Raw genomic sequence first — 16,589 nt, 5'->3', positions numbered from 1 at the left:
GCGTCGAGCGCGGCGACTTCATCCCAATCGCGCGCCGAGTAGCCGAGTAGAGACGGATCCTGCTGCCATGACCGCTTCCCCCCTCACTGGCGGACGTACGCCGAGTGCTCTGCGCCGCCTTCTCAACGAGGTGGCCAAGTTCGGCATCGTCGGGATATCCGGTGTCGTCATCCAGCTGGTGGCCTTCGGGATCCTGCTGGACTTCATGCAGACGGTCCGTGCCAACATCGTCGCGACCTTGATCGCCATCGCGACCAACTACGTCGGCTACCGCTACTGGGTCTACCGGGACGCGGACAAGAAGACGCGGTCCCGCGAGATCTCGCTCTTCCTGGTCTTCAGCGCGATCGGCCTGGTGGTCCAGAACGGCGTGCTGTACGTGCTGACCTACGGCCTGGGCTTCCACACCAAGCTGGAGAGCCTCGTCTGCAGTGTCATCGGCATCGGCGTGGCGACGATCTTCCGCTTCTGGGCCTACCGCACCTGGGTGTTCCGTGTGGTGCCGCAGGCGGAGGAGGCGCTGGACGCCGCCGAGCAGATCCTTGCTGCCGAGCAGGTCAAGCGCAGCAACTCGCACATCGCACGCTGAGGCGGTTGCACGACCGAGGGGCGCGGGGAGGTCCCCGCGCCCCTGACTCTTGCTACTGACTCTCCTGCCGGCCCAGGAACAGCGCGAAGACCGGCGGTCGCTGCGAGAGCAGCTCCAGGCGGCCGCCGTCCGCCTCGGCGAGGTCGCGGGCCACGGCGAGGCCGATACCGGTGCTGTTGTGGCCGCTGACCGTGCGCTCGAAGACCCGGGCGCCCAGCTCGTCCGGAACGCCGGCGCCCTCGTCCTGGACCTCGATGACGACGCGGGTGTCGCGGACCCGCGTGCGGATGGTGACCGACCCGTCACCGTGCATGAGCGAGTTCTCGATCAGCGCCGCGATCACCTGGGCGACCGCTCCCGGCGTGCCCACGGCCAGGAGGCCGGGCGGGCCCTCCAGGTAGAGCTTGCGGCCGTACCGGCGCAGCGCGGGGCGCCACTCCTCGGCCTGCTGCTTGATGACCTCGTCGACGTCGAAGGCGACCGCCGCCGCATTGCGCGACTCGCGGCTGTTGGTCAGGAGCCGCTGGACCACGTCCGTCAGGCGTTCCACCTGGCCGAGCGCGATCGCCGCCTCCTCCTTCACCGTGTCCAGGTCGTCCGTCTCGACGATCTCCTCCAGTCGCATCGACAGCGCGGTCAGCGGCGTCCGCAGCTGGTGGGAGGCGTCCGCGGCGAGGCGGCGCTCGGCCGTCAGCATCCGGCCGATGCGTTCCGCGCTCTGGTCGAGGATCTCGCCGACGCGGTCGAGCTCGGCCATGCCGTAGCGGCGCTGGCGCGGGCGGGGGTCACCGGATCCGAGGCGCTCGGCGGTCTCGGCGAGGTCGATCAGGGGGCGGGTGATCCGCTTGGCCTGCCAGATGGCCAGGGCCATGGCCGCGGCGACGGTCAGCGCGGCGACCCCGACGAGCAGCAGCAGCATCCGCACGATGGAGTCGTCGACGGGCCCGCGGGACTCCTGGACGACGACGGTCTCGCCGTGCGGGCCCTTCTCCGTCGCGGTGACCGGGTCGGAGCCCTTGGGCGGGGTGCCGAGGATGATCGGCTCGCTGTGACCGGGGATCTGGACGACGGCGTAGCGGCTGGAGCCGGAGTCGTTGAGTCCGGCCAGCGCGGCGGGGTCGATGGGTTCGTTCGCGGCATAGCGGTTCTCGATGACGCCGAGGATGTGGATCGCCTCGGTCTTCACCGCGTCCTGTGCGGCGCCCTCGATGCTGCGCTTCTCCACGACCGCCAGCGGCACGCTGAACAGGGCGACGGTCACCAGCACCACCGCCAGGGTGGAGTTGAGCAGCCTGCGTCTCACAGCGGTACGACCTCGACCTTTCCTAGCCCTTTTCGAAGCGGAAGCCGACGCCGCGCACCGTCGTGATGTAGCGGGGGCTCGCCGCGTCGTCGCCGAGCTTCTTGCGCAGCCAGGAGATGTGCATGTCGAGGGTCTTGGTCGAGGTCCACCACGTGGTGTCCCAGACCTCGCGCATGATCTGCTCGCGGGTGACCACCCGGCCGGCGTCGCGGACCAGGACGCGCAGCAGCTCGAACTCCTTGGCGGAGAGCTGCATCTCGTCGTCGCCGAGCCAGGCGCGGTGCGACTCGACGTCGATCTTGACGCCGTGCGCGCCGGTGGTGAGGTCTCCGGTGCCGCGGCGCAGCAGCGCCCGGACGCGGGCGAGGAGCTCGGCGAGGCGGAAGGGCTTGGTGACGTAGTCGTCGGCGCCGGCGTCGAGGCCGACGACGGTGTCCACCTCGTCGGCGCGGGCGGTCAGCACGAGCACCGGGAAGCCGTGGCCGTCGGCGCGCAGCCGACGGGCGACCTCCAGGCCGTCCATGCCGGGCAGGCCGAGGTCGAGCACGAGCAGGTCGACGCCGCCGCCGGAACCGGCCGTCTCCAGGGCGGAGGGGCCGTCCTCGCGGACGATCACCTCGTAGCCCTCGCGGCGCAGGGCGCGGGCGAGCGGCTCGGAGATGGCGATGTCGTCCTCGGCGAGCAGTACACGCGTCATGGGTCGATCGTAGTGCGCGCACGGGCCGCACCCCCGCTTCCGTCGAACGGAGCAGAGCCGGGCGATGCGCGACGCCGATCCCCGACGCCTCGCCTAATCTCGGGCAGATACGTGTAAAAGCGGCATAAGGGCAGGGGTGGTGCGGCCGATGGCTCAGGACGTGGCGACGGGACAGGGCACAGACCCCAGGCACCACCGCACCTTCTTCGGCCACCCGTGGGGGCTCGCGACCCTGTTCACCACCGAGATGTGGGAACGGTTCAGCTACTACGGCATGCGCGCGCTGCTGGTCCTCTATCTCACGGCCCCGCACTCCGAGGGCGGGCTGGGCTTCTCCAAGAGCGCGGCGACCGCGATCTACAGCGTCTACGTGTCGATGGTCTACCTGCTGACACTGCCCGGCGGCTGGGTGGCGGACCGCGTGTGGGGGCCGCGCAAGACGGTGGCGGTGGCGGGCGGCGTCATCATGGTCGGGCACTTCCTGCTCGCCCTGCCGGCCACGGGCTCGTTCTTCGCGGGGCTGGTCTTCATCGCGCTCGGCTCGGGACTGCTCAAGGCCAACATCTCCACGATGGTGGGCCACCTGTACAACGGCCCCACCGACCCGCGCCGGGACGGCGGCTTCACCGTCTTCTACATGGGCATCAACGTCGGCGCCTTCTTCGCGCCGCTGGTGATCGGCACGGTGGGCCAGAAGGTCAACTGGCACCTGGGCTTCGCACTGGCCGGGATCGGCATGGGGATCGGTCTGGCCATCTACCTGTTCGGCATGCGCACCCTCAGCCCGCACAGCAGCATCGTCTCGACGCCGCTCAGCGAGGCGGAGCGGCGCAGCGTGCTGCGCAAGGGCCTGTTCTGGTTGGCGGTGGCCGCCGTCTTCTACGGGATCGTCGCGGGCACCGGCCACTTCACGCTGAACTGGGCGACGATCCCGCTGACGGTGATCGGGCTGGTCTTCCCGGCCTGGACGCTGCTGCGGATCAAGCGGGACCGGGACCTCTCCACGCTGGAGAGCCAGAAGATGACCGGCTACATCTGGTTCTTCGTCGCGGCCGCGATCTTCTGGATGATCTACGACCAGGGCGGCTCGACGCTCAACATCTTCGCCCAGGACAACACCGCCAACAGCCTGGCCGGGGTCCACTTCCCGTCGAGCTGGTTCCAGTCGCTGAACCCCCTGTACATCATGGCGCTGGGCCCCGTCTTCGCCTGGCTGTGGCAGTGGCTGGCGGCGCGGAACCGGGAGCCGCAGACGTCGACCAAGTTCGCGATCGGCCTGGTCCTGGTGGGCCTCTCGTTCGCGGTGTTCCTGGGCGCGCTGGCGGCGGCGTCGGGCGGGACCAAGGTGACACCGCTCTGGCTGTGCGCGGTCTACCTGATCCAGACGGTCGGCGAGCTGTGCCTCTCCCCCGTCGGGCTCTCGGTGACCACCAAGCTGGCTCCGGAGAAGTACGGCAGCCAGATGATGGGCGTCTGGTTCCTCGCGGTGACCGCCGGCGACTGCGTGACCTCGCTGGCGACGACGGCCGGCGCCGATCTCAACAGCCGCGGCTACGTGCTGGCCGAGGTGGCCCTGGCCCTGTTGGCCGCGGCGGCGATCCTGCTGAACCGGCGCAAGATCCACGGCTACCTGGGCGAGGTGCACTGAGAACCAGCTCACATGGCCGGACTATAGATTCTTCGTGAACAGCGGGGTGCTGGCGACAGATTCGAAGGCCACGGGCGCCTTCTGTGCCACATTCATGCAGAACCAATCAGCTCATAAAGATCAGTTACCGGCCGCCGCGGTCAAAAGCACTCAAAGGCGGACCTTACAGTTGGGCAACCCCTGTACTGAACCTGCAAGGAACTTGCCCATGTCGCCGATACCTGTAGAGCTCGCTGTCGACGCGGCCTCCGCCGTCGCCGCCAACGGCTCCCCCAGGAAGACGTTCTTCGGGCACCCGCGTGGTCTGTCGACGCTCTTCATGACCGAGATGTGGGAGCGCTTCAGCTTCTACGGCATGCGCGCGCTGCTGGTGCTCTACCTGGTCGCCCCGCACGACAAGGGCGGCCTCGGCCTCAACGCTGCCACCGGTGCCGCGATCTACAGCGTCTACAACGCGATGGTCTACCTGCTCGCGCTGCCCGGCGGCTGGATCTCCGACCGTCTGTGGGGCGCGCGCAAGACCGTGCTCGTCGGCGGCGTGATCATCATGACCGGCCACTTCCTGCTGGCCGTGCCCGCCTCGGTGTCCTTCTTCGTCGGCCTCGGCTTCATCGCCGTCGGCTCGGGTCTGCTCAAGGCCAACATCTCGACGATGGTCGGCCACCTGTACCCGGACAAGAACGACCCGCGCCGGGACGGCGGCTTCACGATCTTCTACATGGGCATCAACCTGGGCGCGTTCGCCGCGCCGCTGGTGATCGGCACCGTGGGTCAGAGCAGCCTCGGCTACCACTTCGGCTTCGCCCTCGCCGGCGTCGGCATGGCCCTGGGTCTGACCAACTACGTCCTGGGCAGCCGCAACCTCAGCGCGAAGTCCAGCGTCGTCAGCTCGCCCATGTCCCGCGCCGAGCGCACGTCGATGCTGCGCAAGGGTCTGTTCTGGCTGGCTCTCGCGGTGGCCTTCTTCGGCGCCGTCGCCCTCGCCGGTCACCTCACCGTCGGCTGGGTCACTTGGACCCTGACGGTCGTCGGCCTGATCATCCCGGTCATCGTCTTCGCCCGGATCCGTCGGGACAAGGACCTGAGCACCGACGAGCGCGGCAAGCTCACCGGCTACATCTGGTTCTTCGTCGCCGCGGCCATCTTCTGGATGATCTACGACCAGTCCGGCTCGACGCTCAGCCTGTTCGCGCAGAACAACACGTCCAGCAAGCTGTTCGGCTTCAACTTCCCGAGCACCTGGTTCCAGTCGCTGAACCCGCTCTACATCATGGCGCTGGCGCCGGTCATGGCCTGGCTCTGGGTGGCGCTGCACCGCCGCGACAAGAACCCCAGCACGGCCGTGAAGTTCGGCATCGGCCTGGCGCTGATCGGCCTGTCCTTCGGCGTCATGATGCTGGCGATGGCCGCCGCCTCCGGCGGAGTCCTGGTCACCCCGCTCTGGCTGGCCCTGGTCTACCTGGTCCAGACCGTCGGCGAGCTCACGCTCTCCCCGGTCGGGCTGTCCGTCACCACCAAGCTGGCGCCGAAGAAGTACGCCAGCCAGATGATGGGCATCTGGTTCCTCGCCGTCACCGCGGGCGACTGCGTCGCCGCCGTGCTCCAGCAGGTCATGGGCGACGCGTTCCTGAGCACCACCTCGTTCGCCATCCAGGGCGCGGCCGCGCTGCTGGCCGGCGTGGCGATGGTGCTCTACCGCCGCAAGGTCCGCGCCCTCATGGGCGACGTGCACTGACGCTGCGCCGAAACCCCGAAGGGGCGCCCCGCTCTCGTCGAGCGGGGCGCCCCTTCGGCGTCTCTCAGCGCACCTTGCGCAGGCGGCGCCAGGGTGTGACCACGAAGACGGCCGCACCGAGCAGCAGCACGCTGCCGCCGATCAGGCCGAGCGCGCGGAACGCGTCGTCGTTGCCACCGGTGTTGGCGAGCCCGCCGGTACTGCCGCCGCTGCTGCCTCCCGAGTCCTCCGTCCCGGAGACACCGCCGGTCCCGCCGGCGGCGGTGACGTCGAGGGTCAGCGAGGCGCCCGGCTTGCTGGTGGCCGAGCAGGTGGTGGTCGTGCCGAGGGCCTTGATCGTCAGCACGCCCGGCGCGAACTTCACCTCACCGGTGTGCCCGGGGACGTAGGTGCCGGTCATGTCGCTCGGCTTGATCGGTGTGTTCGCCGGGATCGTGGCGCTGTTCGCCGGGCCGGTCAGGGTCAGCGAGCCGTTGTCGACCCCGGCCACGACGACGGTGGTGCTCGGAACCATCGACCCCGCGCCCAGCGCGACCGGGGAGGAGGAGACGCCCGAGGCGAAGGACTCCGTCAGCGTGTAGTGGTCACCGCTGCGCACCGCGCTGATGGTGACCGTGGGGTTGGCGTTCTTGACGCCGATGGGGGTCTGGCAGGTGTAGGCGACCTGGACCGGCGTCCCCGGGAAGCTGCCGCCACCGGAGCCGCCTCCGGTGCTGCCGCCCGTGGTGCCGCCCGTGGTGGTCCCGCCCGTGGTCGTGCCACCGCTGGTCGTCCCGCCGGTCGTGGTACCACCCGTGGTCGTGGTGCCGCCCGTGGTCGTCCCGCCGGTCGTGGTACCACCCGTGGTCGTGGTGCCGCCGGTGGTCGTGCCACCCGTCGTGGTCCCGCCGGTCGTCCCGCCGCCGGAGGCGGCGACGTGGAGGGTGAGGCCGACCGGGGCGGTCGCGTCCGGCTTGCAGGGGGTGTCGGCGTTGAACGTGCTGACGTTGATGTTGTAGTCCGCGGGCGTGACCGTCACGTCCCCGGCCGTGGTCAGCTTGACCGTCCCGGTCATGTCCGAGAGCACCATCGGCGAGTTCTTCGGGATCAACGGGTTCTTGCGCGGTCCGCTCATCGCGACGGTCGCTGTCTGCGCACCGCCCACGGAGACGTGCCCCGTCGGCTGCACGGTGTCCGGCTGGAGGTCGACGAAGCCGGGGTTCTGCGAGGCGGCCTGCACGAACTTCCAGGTCAGCGTGACCGTGTCGCCGACCTTTGGATTCGCGTCGTCACTGGTCACGTCCACCACGGTGGTGCCGTGCACGGCACCACCCACCGGTGGGTTGCAGGTCGTCGAGAAACTGGACTGGGCGGCGGACGCGCTGGGCGCGGCGACCGCCAGGAGTGAGGCGGCGAGCAGGGCCGTCAGCGCGCCCGCGGCCGGCCGGATGCTGTTCACGTGTCAGTTGGCCTTTCCGCTTGGGGTGGTCGGACCAGGGGTGCGGCCTGGGGTGGTGCGGTCAGGGTCACCGTGCCCGGAGCGAACCAGGGCAGGGTCGGCGCCGCGGGCGCGGCCGGCAGCGCGGGCCGGACGGTCGGCGCGTATGCAGGCATCGGAGGCGCGGGCTGCGGGGACACCGCTGTCGGGGACGCGGGCTGCGCGGGCGACGACATCGGCAAGGGCGGGGGCGGCGGGACCAGCGGGATCACCTGCGTCGGCGCCTCGTCCGCCGCCTCGTCCTCCCCCGACCCCTCCTCCACCGGACCGATCACGTCGGCCCCGGCGCGGTGGCGGCCCAGTCGCGAGAGTCGCCGCTCGCGATGGCGCTCGACGACGTCGGGACGGACCCGGTCCAGCACGGCCATCCCGATCCGGTAGAGGCCGACGGCGACGACCAGCCCGAGCAGGAACCAGAACAGGGTGACGCCCCACGCCGCCGGCAGGTCCTCGTAGGCGGTGGCGAAGTCCTGCTTGCCCTGGTAGCTGAGCGCGACGGTCCAGCGCCCGCTGGCGCCCGAGTCGAACTCGACCGGCAGGTCGACCTCGACCTTCTGGCCCGGCTGGATCACTCCCTGCCACGGCGCCGCGCTCCACTCGGGCGCGAGCACCGAGTGGGAGGTGCCCAACCGGAACTCGGGATTGACGACCGGCGCGGCCCCCAGATTGGTGACGATCACCTTGAGCGTCCGTGAGGGCGGGGCCCCGAAGACGTTGAGCAGGTTGCTGTCCCCGGTCAGGCTCTCGCTCAGCGCGATCAGGTGACCGCTGCCGGCGGCGTCCACCGGGATGGGCTTCACCGGTGCGCCGATCACGTCGAAGGGCGTGTCCGTGCTCGTGGAACCGCCCAGGACGGTGCTGACGTGGATCACGCACGGGCAGGGCTCCGGCGGTAGTTGGACGGTCAGCGGCTCGGTGAAGCGCCCGGCGGCGTCGGTGGTGACGGCCCGTCCGGAGGCGTTCGCGCAGTCGTCCGTCCCGGCCACCGCGTTCTGGCCGCACAGCAGCACGGTGAGCAGCACGTGCGCGGGCCAGCCCGAACCACCCACCGTCGTGGTCGCGCCCGGCTTCGCGGAGGCGGGCAGCGCCACGACGACCGGCGTGTTCGCCGCGCGGGCCGTCCCGGGCGGCAGGACGACCGGCAGCGCGAGCGCCAGCAGCAGCGTCGCCACGGTCGCCAAGGCGCCGCGCAGTGTGAACAGGTGCCGCCTCACGCCGCCGCCCCCGCCGGTTCACGGCTCCGCTTGCGTCCGCCTCGGTGCACACGGCGCCGTTTCGCCCGCAGCCAGAGCCAGACGCCCAGCCCCGCGAGCGCCAGCACGACGACGACGACCACGAGCCAGGGCACCGCCAGGTACTCGGTCTGTCCCTGACCGGCGGTCGCTCCGTCGGCGGCCTTGACGGTCACCGACACGTCGTCGAACTGGGGAGGCGCCGGCAGGGCCAGCGTGAGCTGCACGGACTGTCCGGGCAGCAGCTCGACGCCGGTGCTTGTCGGTGGCCGGTGATAGACAGAACCGAACCAACCGGTCTCGCTGACCTCGACGGTGGGGTGCAACGTCACGTTGCCGTGGTTGGTGAGGGTGTAGTGCAGCGTCCCGCGGCTGGCGCCGAGGCCGGGCACGAGCGGTGCGCTGCGCTCGACGGAGACGGCGTCGACACTGAGCGCGGGCACGGACTGGCCGGTGACGTGCAGGTAGATGCGAGCGCCCACGGCGCGCTTGACCCCGACGGCGAGTCCGCCCTGCTGCGTGGTCGCCTCCACGTCGGTCTCCACGGCGACGATCGCCCCGGGGTGGTCACCCGGCTCGGCGGTGGTGGGAATGGCGATGCTGAAGGGGATGTCCGCGCGGGTCCGCGGCGGCACGGTGAGGCTGGTGGCGTTGAGCTTGGTCCAGGCACCGACACCGGTCATCCGCTGGCCCACGGTGCGGAGCGCGAAGCCGCCGTCCCGAGGGGTGTTGTACGCGTCGGCGGCGTAGAGCGTGAACGACTTCGGCTTGGTGGTGAGGTTCACCACGGAGACGCGGTCGGAGAGGACCCGTCCGGGCGCGGATTCGAGGTAGAAGTACTGCCGGTCACCCGGTCCCGGCGTCGCCGTCCCGGCAGGAGGGGTCGGGAAGACGGCCCAGGTCCCGTTGTCGGCGGCATGCGCGGGGGTTGCGAGACCGACGGCGAGGAGCACCATCAGGGGCGCGAGGAACTGCGCGAGAAACCACCCCGGGCGGATGGCCCTGCGCGTTCGGGGGCTCACCACCCCCGGTGGCTTGTCGCGCAGCTCCCCGCGCCCCTGAGGGGCAGTGCAACGGTCCCTCATCACTCAACCTTCCCCTTGCGGGGGCCCGGAGTGGTGGTCCGGGCCCCCTGATCAAGTACGGTCGTGCGCCCCTACGCCAGCGTCAGCGTGAGGGTGGAGCTGTACGCCCCGGGCGCGGTGAACGCCGGGACGGTGAGGGTGAGACCCGCACCGGCCGCGAACTGACCGCCGGTCAGGTTCGCCGCGGGCGTGCTCGCGAGGGTCGCGCCGGTCGCGCCGACGACGCCCGCGGAGCCGGGCGCGCAGGTGCTCGGGCTGCCCGTGGTCGTGGTGCAGGTCGGCGACCAGCTGAGGGCGGAGGCCGGGAGGCTCGCCGTGCCGGGGCCGGTGAAGTTGGTGTTGCTGGCCGTCAGGGACCATCCGGTCGAGCCGCCGCGGTAGTCCTGGACGGTGACGGTGTTGAGCGTGCCGGTCGAGGCGCCGCCGGTGCCGAAGGGGACCGGGGTCATGGTGACCGCGGTGCCCGCCTGCGTCATGCTCAGCGTCCCGGAGAGGACGGTCGAGTTCAGCGTCTGCTGCAGGTCACCGGGCTTGACCGTGGCGGTGACGGTGAACGGCGCCGGCGCGGAGGCCGTCGCCGGGGTGTACGTCGAGCCCTCGAAGGCGATGATGCCGGTCGTCGTCGGCGCGTTGACGGTCAGCGTGCCGCTGATGTTCCCGCTCGCGTCGGCGGTGACCTGGGTCAGGTCGCCGGTGCCGGAGGTGCCCGCGAAGCCGGCCACCGTGACGGTGGCGCCGGCGGTGTAGCCGGAGCCGGTCACGCTGACCTTGGTGCCGACCGGGCCCTGGTTGGGCGTGTCACTGAGCTTGCGGTTGTTCGGGATCGTGGCGGTCGCCGAGTTGGAGACCGGAGCCGGCTCCGTGTCGACGGTGCACACGGTGTTGGTGCCGGCGACGCTGATGGTCATGCCGTCCGGCGAGAAGTTGATCGTGCCGGACGCCGGCGAGACGAACGTGCCGGTCATCTGGAACTCCGGGAAGGCGCCCCCGGGCGCGATCGCCGGGTTCGGGACGGCCGAGTTGGCGACGCTGACCGGCGTCGTCACCGCGCCCGCCAACGTCACCGTGCCGGTGGCGCTGACGCTGTTGGCCGGGATGGTGAAGGTGGACGGGTTGCCCGCCGCCGCCGCGATCACGTCGTAGGTGACGGTGACCGTCTCCCCCGCCGTCGGCGTGGTGTCGGACAGGGTGATCTCCGCCTGTGCGGTGCCGTGCTGGGGCGGCAGCCCGGAGATGGACGGCGGGATGCAGGTCATCGCGTAGGAGACCGTGGTCCCCTTCGCCGACGCGGCATGCGCGGACCCGGCCAGGGCGACCGGTGCACCGACCGCGAGCGCGGCGGCTCCTCCCCAGGCGACAGCCTGCGTCAGTTTCCTGACGGCTGCGCGTCTGAGGATGCTCGAAGAGTGGTGGAACACGTGAGTGGTGCTCCTTTCGGTGGTCGGACGACCTTCACGCGCCTTGCGTGACGGCCGTCACGGTCACCGCTGCGGCCCTTTCGGAGGTCGATCTGCCGAGTGGTGCGGCCTCGGACTATCCTGCGAACGGCGCTACGGTGCCGTGCGGGCCGGCCTCCCTGGTTCCCTTGCCGTGGACGGGGCGGCCGGCCTCGTGCACAGGGAAGTCCCATCCCCCCTGCAGGCCATAATTGACGGCCCGTCAGATTTAGAAGTCAAGGCACGCAGACCCGCGCGTTCACGGCCGCACGCCGAGTCGGCCGTGACGACCGCGCCTGGTGAGCCAGAGCGCGCCACCGACGCCCACCAGCATCACCGTCCCGCCGAAGAGGCCGAACGCCGCGGCGTCGTCCGCCGGACCGGTCTGCGGCAGGGTCCCCCCGGTCGACGTGCTCGAGCTCGACGAGGACGAGGACGAGGACGAGGACGACCCGCTCCCCGACGAGGCCGTGGCGACGGTCAGCGTCAGCGCGGGCGAGACCGAGCCGGTCGGCGTGCACGTCGTGGTCGTGCCCAGCGCCTTGATGGTGAGCGTCGACGGCGTGAGCGTGACCGAACCGGTGTGGTGCGGGGTGTACGTACCGGTCATGCTGCCGATGCGGATCGGGCTGTTCGCCGGGATCTGCTGGGCGTTGGGCGTCCCGTTCGCGGTGAAGCTCCCACTGTCGGCGCCGCCGACGGCGACGACCACGCTGGGTGTCATCGAGCCGGCCCCCAGCGGGACGGGACTGGAGGAGACACCGTTGGTGAAGGTGACCGTCACCGCGTAGCCCGAACCGCTCTGCGTGGCGGAGATCTCGACTTGCGAGACCGCGCTCTTCTGCCCGATCGGGGTCTGGCAGTTGTAGTTGACCGGCACCGTCGCCGCGTGCGCGGGTGTGATGGCCGCCGCCGTCGCCATCCCCGCGGCGACGAGGCCGACGGCGGCCCTCCTGGTGGTCCTGCTGCCCACTGTGCCCTCCTCCGGCCGCACCTTACTGACGAGTCGTCAGATTGTCGCCGACGGTACGACAGGGACACGACGGGGGGAACCCTCGTGCAGCGACCTTCTCAGTGAGCAATGGGAGCGTCGTGGTGCAGGGCGGCCGGCCAGGCGCGTCAGCAGACCCGCGCGCCCCCCTGCCAGACGGCGCTGACCAGCGGCACACCCGGCCGGTATGCGAGGTGCACGTGGGACGGCGCGTCCAGCATCGCCAGATCCGCGCGGGCGCCCGGTGCGAGGTGCCCGACGTCCGTGCGGCGCAGCGCGCGGGCTCCGCCCAGGGTGGCCGCGACGACGGCCTCGTCCGGCGTCATCCCCATGTCGCGCACGGCGACGGCGATGCAGAACGGCATGGAGCTGGTGAAGCTGGACCCCGGGTTACAGTCGGTCGACAGCGCGACCGTCGCACCCGCGTCGATGAGCCGCCGCGCGTCCGGGTACACGGCGCGGGTGGAGAACTCCGCGCCCGGCAGCAGCGTGGCGACGGTCGTCGCGTGCGCGTCGGCCAGCGCCTTCACGTCCTCGTCGGACAGGTGCGTGCAGTGGTCGGCACTGGCTGCGCCGAGCTCCACCGCGAGCTGCACACCCGGCCCCTGCGTCAGCTGGTTCGCGTGCACGCGCGGGGTGAGCCCGCGGGCGACACCGGCGGTAAGGATCGCCCGCGCCTGGTCCCCGTCGAACGCGCCGCGCTCACAGAACACGTCGACGTAGCGCGCGTGCGGCGCACAGGCGTCGAGCATCTCGCCGGTCACCAGCTCCACGTAGGCGGCCGGGGCGTCCGCGAACTCGGGCGCGACGACGTGCGCGCCCAGGTAGGTGGTCTCCTGCGTGTGCGCGGCCGCGATCCGCAGGGCGCGGGCCTCGTCCGCGACGGTGAGGCCGTAGCCGGACTTCACCTCGACGGTGGTGGTGCCCTGGCGGAGCATCTCGTCGAAGTAGCGGCGGATGTTCGCGTCGAGCTGCTCGTCGCTCGCGGCGCGGGTGGCCGCGACGGTGGTGCGGATGCCGCCGGCCGTGTACGCCTTGCCGGACATCCGCGCGTTGAACTCGGCGGTGCGGTCGCCCGCGAACACCAGGTGCGAGTGCGAGTCGACGAACCCGGGGATGACGGCCCGTCCCTCGGCGTCGACCCGCTCGTCCGCGGCGGGCGCGGAAAGGTCGGAACCGACCCAGGCCACGCGGTCGCCCTCGAGGACGATCGCCGCGTTGGTGAGGGTGCCCAGCTCGGGGTCGTTGGTGAGCAGCGAACCAATGTTCGTGATCAGGGTGGTCATAGCTTCTCCTTGGGGACCATCGAGGGGCGCGGGGAACTGCGCGACAAGCCACCCACGCGCGGATGGTCCCCAACGCGCAGGGCCATCCGCACAGGGTGGTTCTCGCGCAGTTCCCCGCGCCCCTGCACAGTGCAACTCACCGAAGTGCCGAAACAGCTTCCGTCAGAGCCCGCCCCGTCTCCGGAACGGCCGTGTGAACACCGTCGCGGACCACGATGCGGCCGCCCACGACCACGTCGCGCACGTCCGCGGACGTCGCCGCGAAGACCGCCGTCTCCGCGCCGAGACGAGGGGCCTGGCCTGCCGTGCGCGGGGTGTCCAGTGCGACCGTGCAGAAGTCCGCGAGCGCTCCGCGCTCCAGGCGGCCCGCCTCGGACCAGCCCAGGGAGACGTGACCGTCCTCCGTCGCGGCGCGCAGCAGGGACGCCGCCGTCCAGTGGCCGCGGCGCTGCGTCGCCAGACGCTCGTTCAGCTCCAGGGCGCGCGCCTCCTCGAAGAGGTCGATCACCGCGTGGCTGTCGGAGCCGAGCGAGATCGGGCAGCCGCCGGAGGCGAGCTTGCGGGCGGGGCCGATGCCGTCGGCGAGGTCGCGTTCGGTCGTCGGGCACATGCAGATGACCGTGGACGTGTCGGTCAACAGCCGCATGTCCTCCTCGGACAGGTGCGTCGCGTGAACAGCCGAGGTGCGCGGGCCGAGGACGCCGTGGCGGGCCAGCAGCTGCGTCGGGGTGACGCCGTGCGCGGCCAGGCAGGCCTCGTTCTCGGCGACCTGCTCCGACAGGTGCACGTGCAGCGGTGCCTGCCGCTGTTTCGCCCACACCGCCACCGTCCCCAACTGCTCCGCCGGGACCGCGCGCACACTGTGGATCGCGGCGCCGATCTTCGCGTGGTCACGCTCCTTCAGCAGCGAGACGCGCGAGGCCCACGCCTCGGCCGTCCCGTCGCTGAACCGGGTCTGGTGCCGGTTGGGGGCCTCGCCGAAGCCGCTGGAGAGGTAGCAGGTGTCCAGCAGGGTGATCCGGATGCCGGCTCGCGCCGCCGCCTCGATCAGCGCCTCGCCCATCGCGTTCGGGTCGGCGTAGGGGGTGCCGCCCGGCTGGTGGTGGACGTAGTGGAACTCGCCGACGGCGGTGATGCCGGCGAGGGCCATCTCGGCGTAGACGGCCGTGGCGAGCGCGAGGTAGTTGTCCGGGTCGAGCGCGTCGGCGGCCCGGTACATGGTGTCGCGCCAGGTCCAGAAAGTGCCGCTGCCGACCTGCACCGCCCCGCGCAGCGCGCGGTGGAAGGCGTGGGAGTGGGCGTTGGCCATGCCGGGCAGGGCCAGCCCGGTCAGCACCGTGGCGCCCTCCGGCGCCGGACCGCTGTCGGGCGTGATCGCGCTGATCCGCCCGGTGGCGTCGACGTCGATCCGCACGTCGTCCTCGACGGCGGTCAGCGAGCCGCCCTCGCGGCGCAGCCACGCGTGCGGAGCCCAGAAGGTCGTCATCGGCAGGTCATCTCCTCGAGCACCTTGGCGAGCGCGGCGACCCCGGCCAGGCAGTCGGGCTCGGTGGCCGACTCGGACGGCGAGTGCGAGACACCGGTGGGGTTCCGCACGAACAGCATCGCAGTCGGGATGACTCCGGAGAGGATTCCCGCGTCGTGACCCGCGCCGGTCGGCAGGACGGGGGTGTCCGGGCCGAGGATGGAGACGAGCCGGTCGCGCAGCGCGTCGTCGAAGTCGACGACGGGCGTGTAGGACTCGCGCACGATCTCGGCACGCACGCCGTCGCGCTCGGCACGCTCGGTGGCGGCGGCGGTGATCTCGTCGACGAGCGCCGTCAGCGTGGTCTCGTCGGCTGCGCGCGAGTCGAGCCAGCCGCGCACCAGCGAGGCGATGGCGTTGGTGCCGTTGGGCTCGACACTGACCTTGCCGAAGGTGGCCAGCGCGCCCGCCAGCTTGGCCTTCTTGCGGGCCGCGAGCACGGTGTTGGCGTAGGTCAGCATCGGGTCGCGGCGGTCCTCCAGGCGGGTCGTGCCCGCGTGGTTGGCCTCGCCGTGGAAGTCGAAGCGCCAGCGCCCGTGCGGCCAGATCGCCGAGGCGACGCCGACGGCGTGCGGGGTCGCGTCGAGGGAGCGGCCCTGCTCGACGTGGAGCTCGACGTAGGCGCCGACGCGGGCGAGGCGTGCCTCGTCCTTGCCGATGGCGTCCGGGTCCTGCCCGGCGGCGGCCATGGCGTCGGGCAGCCAGATGCCGTCGGCGTCGCGGAGCCGGAAGGCCTGGTCCTGCGTCAGCACCCCGGCGGTCAGGCGCGAGCCGACGCAGGCGACGCCGAAACGGGCGCCCTCCTCGTCGACGAAGTTGGTGATCGCGATCGGGCGGGTCGGGCGGGCACCGCTCGCGAGCAGCGCGTCGAGCGCCGCGAACGAGGAGATGACGCCCAGCGGCCCGTCGTAGGCGCCGCCGTCCGGGACGGAGTCCAGGTGCGAGCCGGTGACGACGGCGTCGCCGGCGTCCGGGTCCCCGTACCAGGCCCACTGGTTGCCGTTGCGGTCCAGCTCGTAGGTCAGCCCGCGCGCGGCGGCCTGCTCCGCGAACCAGGCACGGCACTCGGCGTCGGCGCTGGTCCAGGCGAACCGGCGGTAGCCGCCGGTCTCCTGGAAGCGGCCGACGGGGAGGAGCTCGCGCCACATCCGGCGGTAGCCGTCCGCGGCGTCGCCGAGCTCCTCCTCGTAAGCCTCAGTCATCGGAAGGTCACTCACCCTCGCGCATGGGGATGCGGACGTTGCGCTCCTCGGCGACGTCGACGGCGTGGTCGTAGCCCGCGTCGACGTGGCGGATGACGCCCATGCCCGGGTCGTTGGTCAGCACCCGGCGGATCTTCTCGCCCGCCAGCTTCGTGCCGTCCGCGACCGTCACCTGACCCGCGTGGATCGAACGCCCGATGCCGACACCGCCACCGTGGTGGATCGACACCCACGACGCACCCGACGCCACGTTCACCATCGCGTTCAGCAGCGGCCAGTCCGCGATCGCGTCCGAGCCGTCGAGCATCGCCTCGGTCTCCCGGTACGGCGACGCCACCGAACCGCAGTCCAGGTGGTCGCGGCCGATCACGATCGGCGCCGCC

Annotated in this window: 13 protein-coding genes and 1 pseudogene; 3 read left to right on the top strand and 11 right to left on the bottom strand. The window is 71.4% G+C overall.

Features of this window, described 5'->3' with window-relative positions; genetic code table 11:
- Positions 1-67: 67 nt before the first annotated feature.
- A complete protein-coding gene (locus BMY61_RS37635; protein WP_042456681.1) occupies positions 68-589 on the top strand; it encodes a GtrA family protein in 522 nt (173 codons plus the stop codon).
- 52 nt (positions 590-641) lie between these two features.
- Here the strand turns inward: BMY61_RS37635 and BMY61_RS37630 are convergent, their stop codons facing one another.
- Positions 642-1,892, bottom strand: coding sequence for an ATP-binding protein (locus tag BMY61_RS37630; protein WP_042456684.1), 1,251 nt, complete (start codon positions 1,890-1,892; stop codon positions 642-644).
- A 22-nt stretch (positions 1,893-1,914) separates the two neighbouring features.
- A complete protein-coding gene (locus tag BMY61_RS37625) occupies positions 1,915-2,589 on the bottom strand; it encodes a response regulator transcription factor (protein WP_042427662.1) in 675 nt (224 codons plus the stop codon).
- 148 nt (positions 2,590-2,737) lie between these two features.
- On the opposite strand from BMY61_RS37625, the gene BMY61_RS37620 reads away from it, so the two are divergent.
- The gene (locus tag BMY61_RS37620) at positions 2,738-4,237 is read left to right on the top strand and encodes a peptide MFS transporter (RefSeq protein ID WP_042456687.1); all 1,500 of its coding nucleotides are present in this window, start codon (positions 2,738-2,740) and stop codon (positions 4,235-4,237) included.
- 208 nt (positions 4,238-4,445) lie between these two features.
- Positions 4,446-5,972 carry a peptide MFS transporter gene (locus BMY61_RS37615; RefSeq protein ID WP_042456689.1) on the top strand — a complete coding sequence of 509 codons (1,527 nt, stop codon included), beginning with the start codon at positions 4,446-4,448 and terminating at the stop codon, positions 5,970-5,972.
- A gap of 64 nt (positions 5,973-6,036) precedes the next feature.
- Here the strand turns inward: BMY61_RS37615 and BMY61_RS37610 are convergent, their stop codons facing one another.
- From BMY61_RS37610 to BMY61_RS37570, 9 genes and pseudogenes are all read right to left on the bottom strand, one after another.
- The gene (locus tag BMY61_RS37610; protein WP_042456692.1) at positions 6,037-7,410 is read right to left on the bottom strand and encodes a hypothetical protein; all 1,374 of its coding nucleotides are present in this window, start codon (positions 7,408-7,410) and stop codon (positions 6,037-6,039) included.
- The gene (locus BMY61_RS37605) at positions 7,407-8,663 is read right to left on the bottom strand and encodes a hypothetical protein (protein ID WP_052439295.1); all 1,257 of its coding nucleotides are present in this window, start codon (positions 8,661-8,663) and stop codon (positions 7,407-7,409) included. Before BMY61_RS37605 ends, BMY61_RS37610 begins: the two co-directional genes overlap by 4 nt.
- Positions 8,660-9,706, bottom strand: a complete 1,047-nt coding sequence (locus BMY61_RS37600; RefSeq protein ID WP_244904231.1) for a COG1470 family protein — start codon at positions 9,704-9,706, stop codon at positions 8,660-8,662. Before BMY61_RS37600 ends, BMY61_RS37605 begins: the two co-directional genes overlap by 4 nt.
- 131 nt (positions 9,707-9,837) lie before the next feature.
- Positions 9,838-11,184: a WxL domain-containing protein gene (locus BMY61_RS37595; RefSeq protein WP_236656593.1), complete on the bottom strand. Its 1,347-nt coding sequence runs from the start codon at positions 11,182-11,184 to the stop codon at positions 9,838-9,840.
- A gap of 277 nt (positions 11,185-11,461) precedes the next feature.
- The gene (locus BMY61_RS37590) at positions 11,462-12,175 is read right to left on the bottom strand and encodes an LPXTG cell wall anchor domain-containing protein (protein WP_042456696.1); all 714 of its coding nucleotides are present in this window, start codon (positions 12,173-12,175) and stop codon (positions 11,462-11,464) included.
- A gap of 146 nt (positions 12,176-12,321) precedes the next feature.
- On the bottom strand, positions 12,322-13,479 hold the full coding sequence (gene hutI, locus BMY61_RS37585; RefSeq protein ID WP_042456699.1) for an imidazolonepropionase: 1,158 nt from the start codon (positions 13,477-13,479) through the stop codon (positions 12,322-12,324).
- A gap of 136 nt (positions 13,480-13,615) precedes the next feature.
- Positions 13,616-14,971 (bottom strand): formimidoylglutamate deiminase, encoded by a 1,356-nt coding sequence (locus BMY61_RS37580; RefSeq protein WP_425314734.1) that lies wholly within the window; start codon positions 14,969-14,971, stop codon positions 13,616-13,618.
- Positions 14,962-16,206, bottom strand: a complete 1,245-nt coding sequence (locus BMY61_RS37575; RefSeq protein ID WP_042456705.1) for an allantoate amidohydrolase — start codon at positions 16,204-16,206, stop codon at positions 14,962-14,964. The genes BMY61_RS37580 and BMY61_RS37575 overlap by 10 nt, the downstream gene beginning before the upstream one ends.
- 7 nt (positions 16,207-16,213) lie before the next feature.
- Positions 16,214-16,589: pseudogene (locus BMY61_RS37570) on the bottom strand (urocanate hydratase); the annotation flags it as partial.

It is taken from the genome of Streptacidiphilus jiangxiensis (assembly GCF_900109465.1).
In the GTDB taxonomy this organism is placed as follows: Bacteria; Actinomycetota; Actinomycetes; order Streptomycetales; family Streptomycetaceae; genus Streptacidiphilus; species Streptacidiphilus jiangxiensis.
The sequence above is the reverse complement of the archived record's forward strand: the minus strand, read 5'-3'. Positions and strand labels throughout refer to the sequence as shown.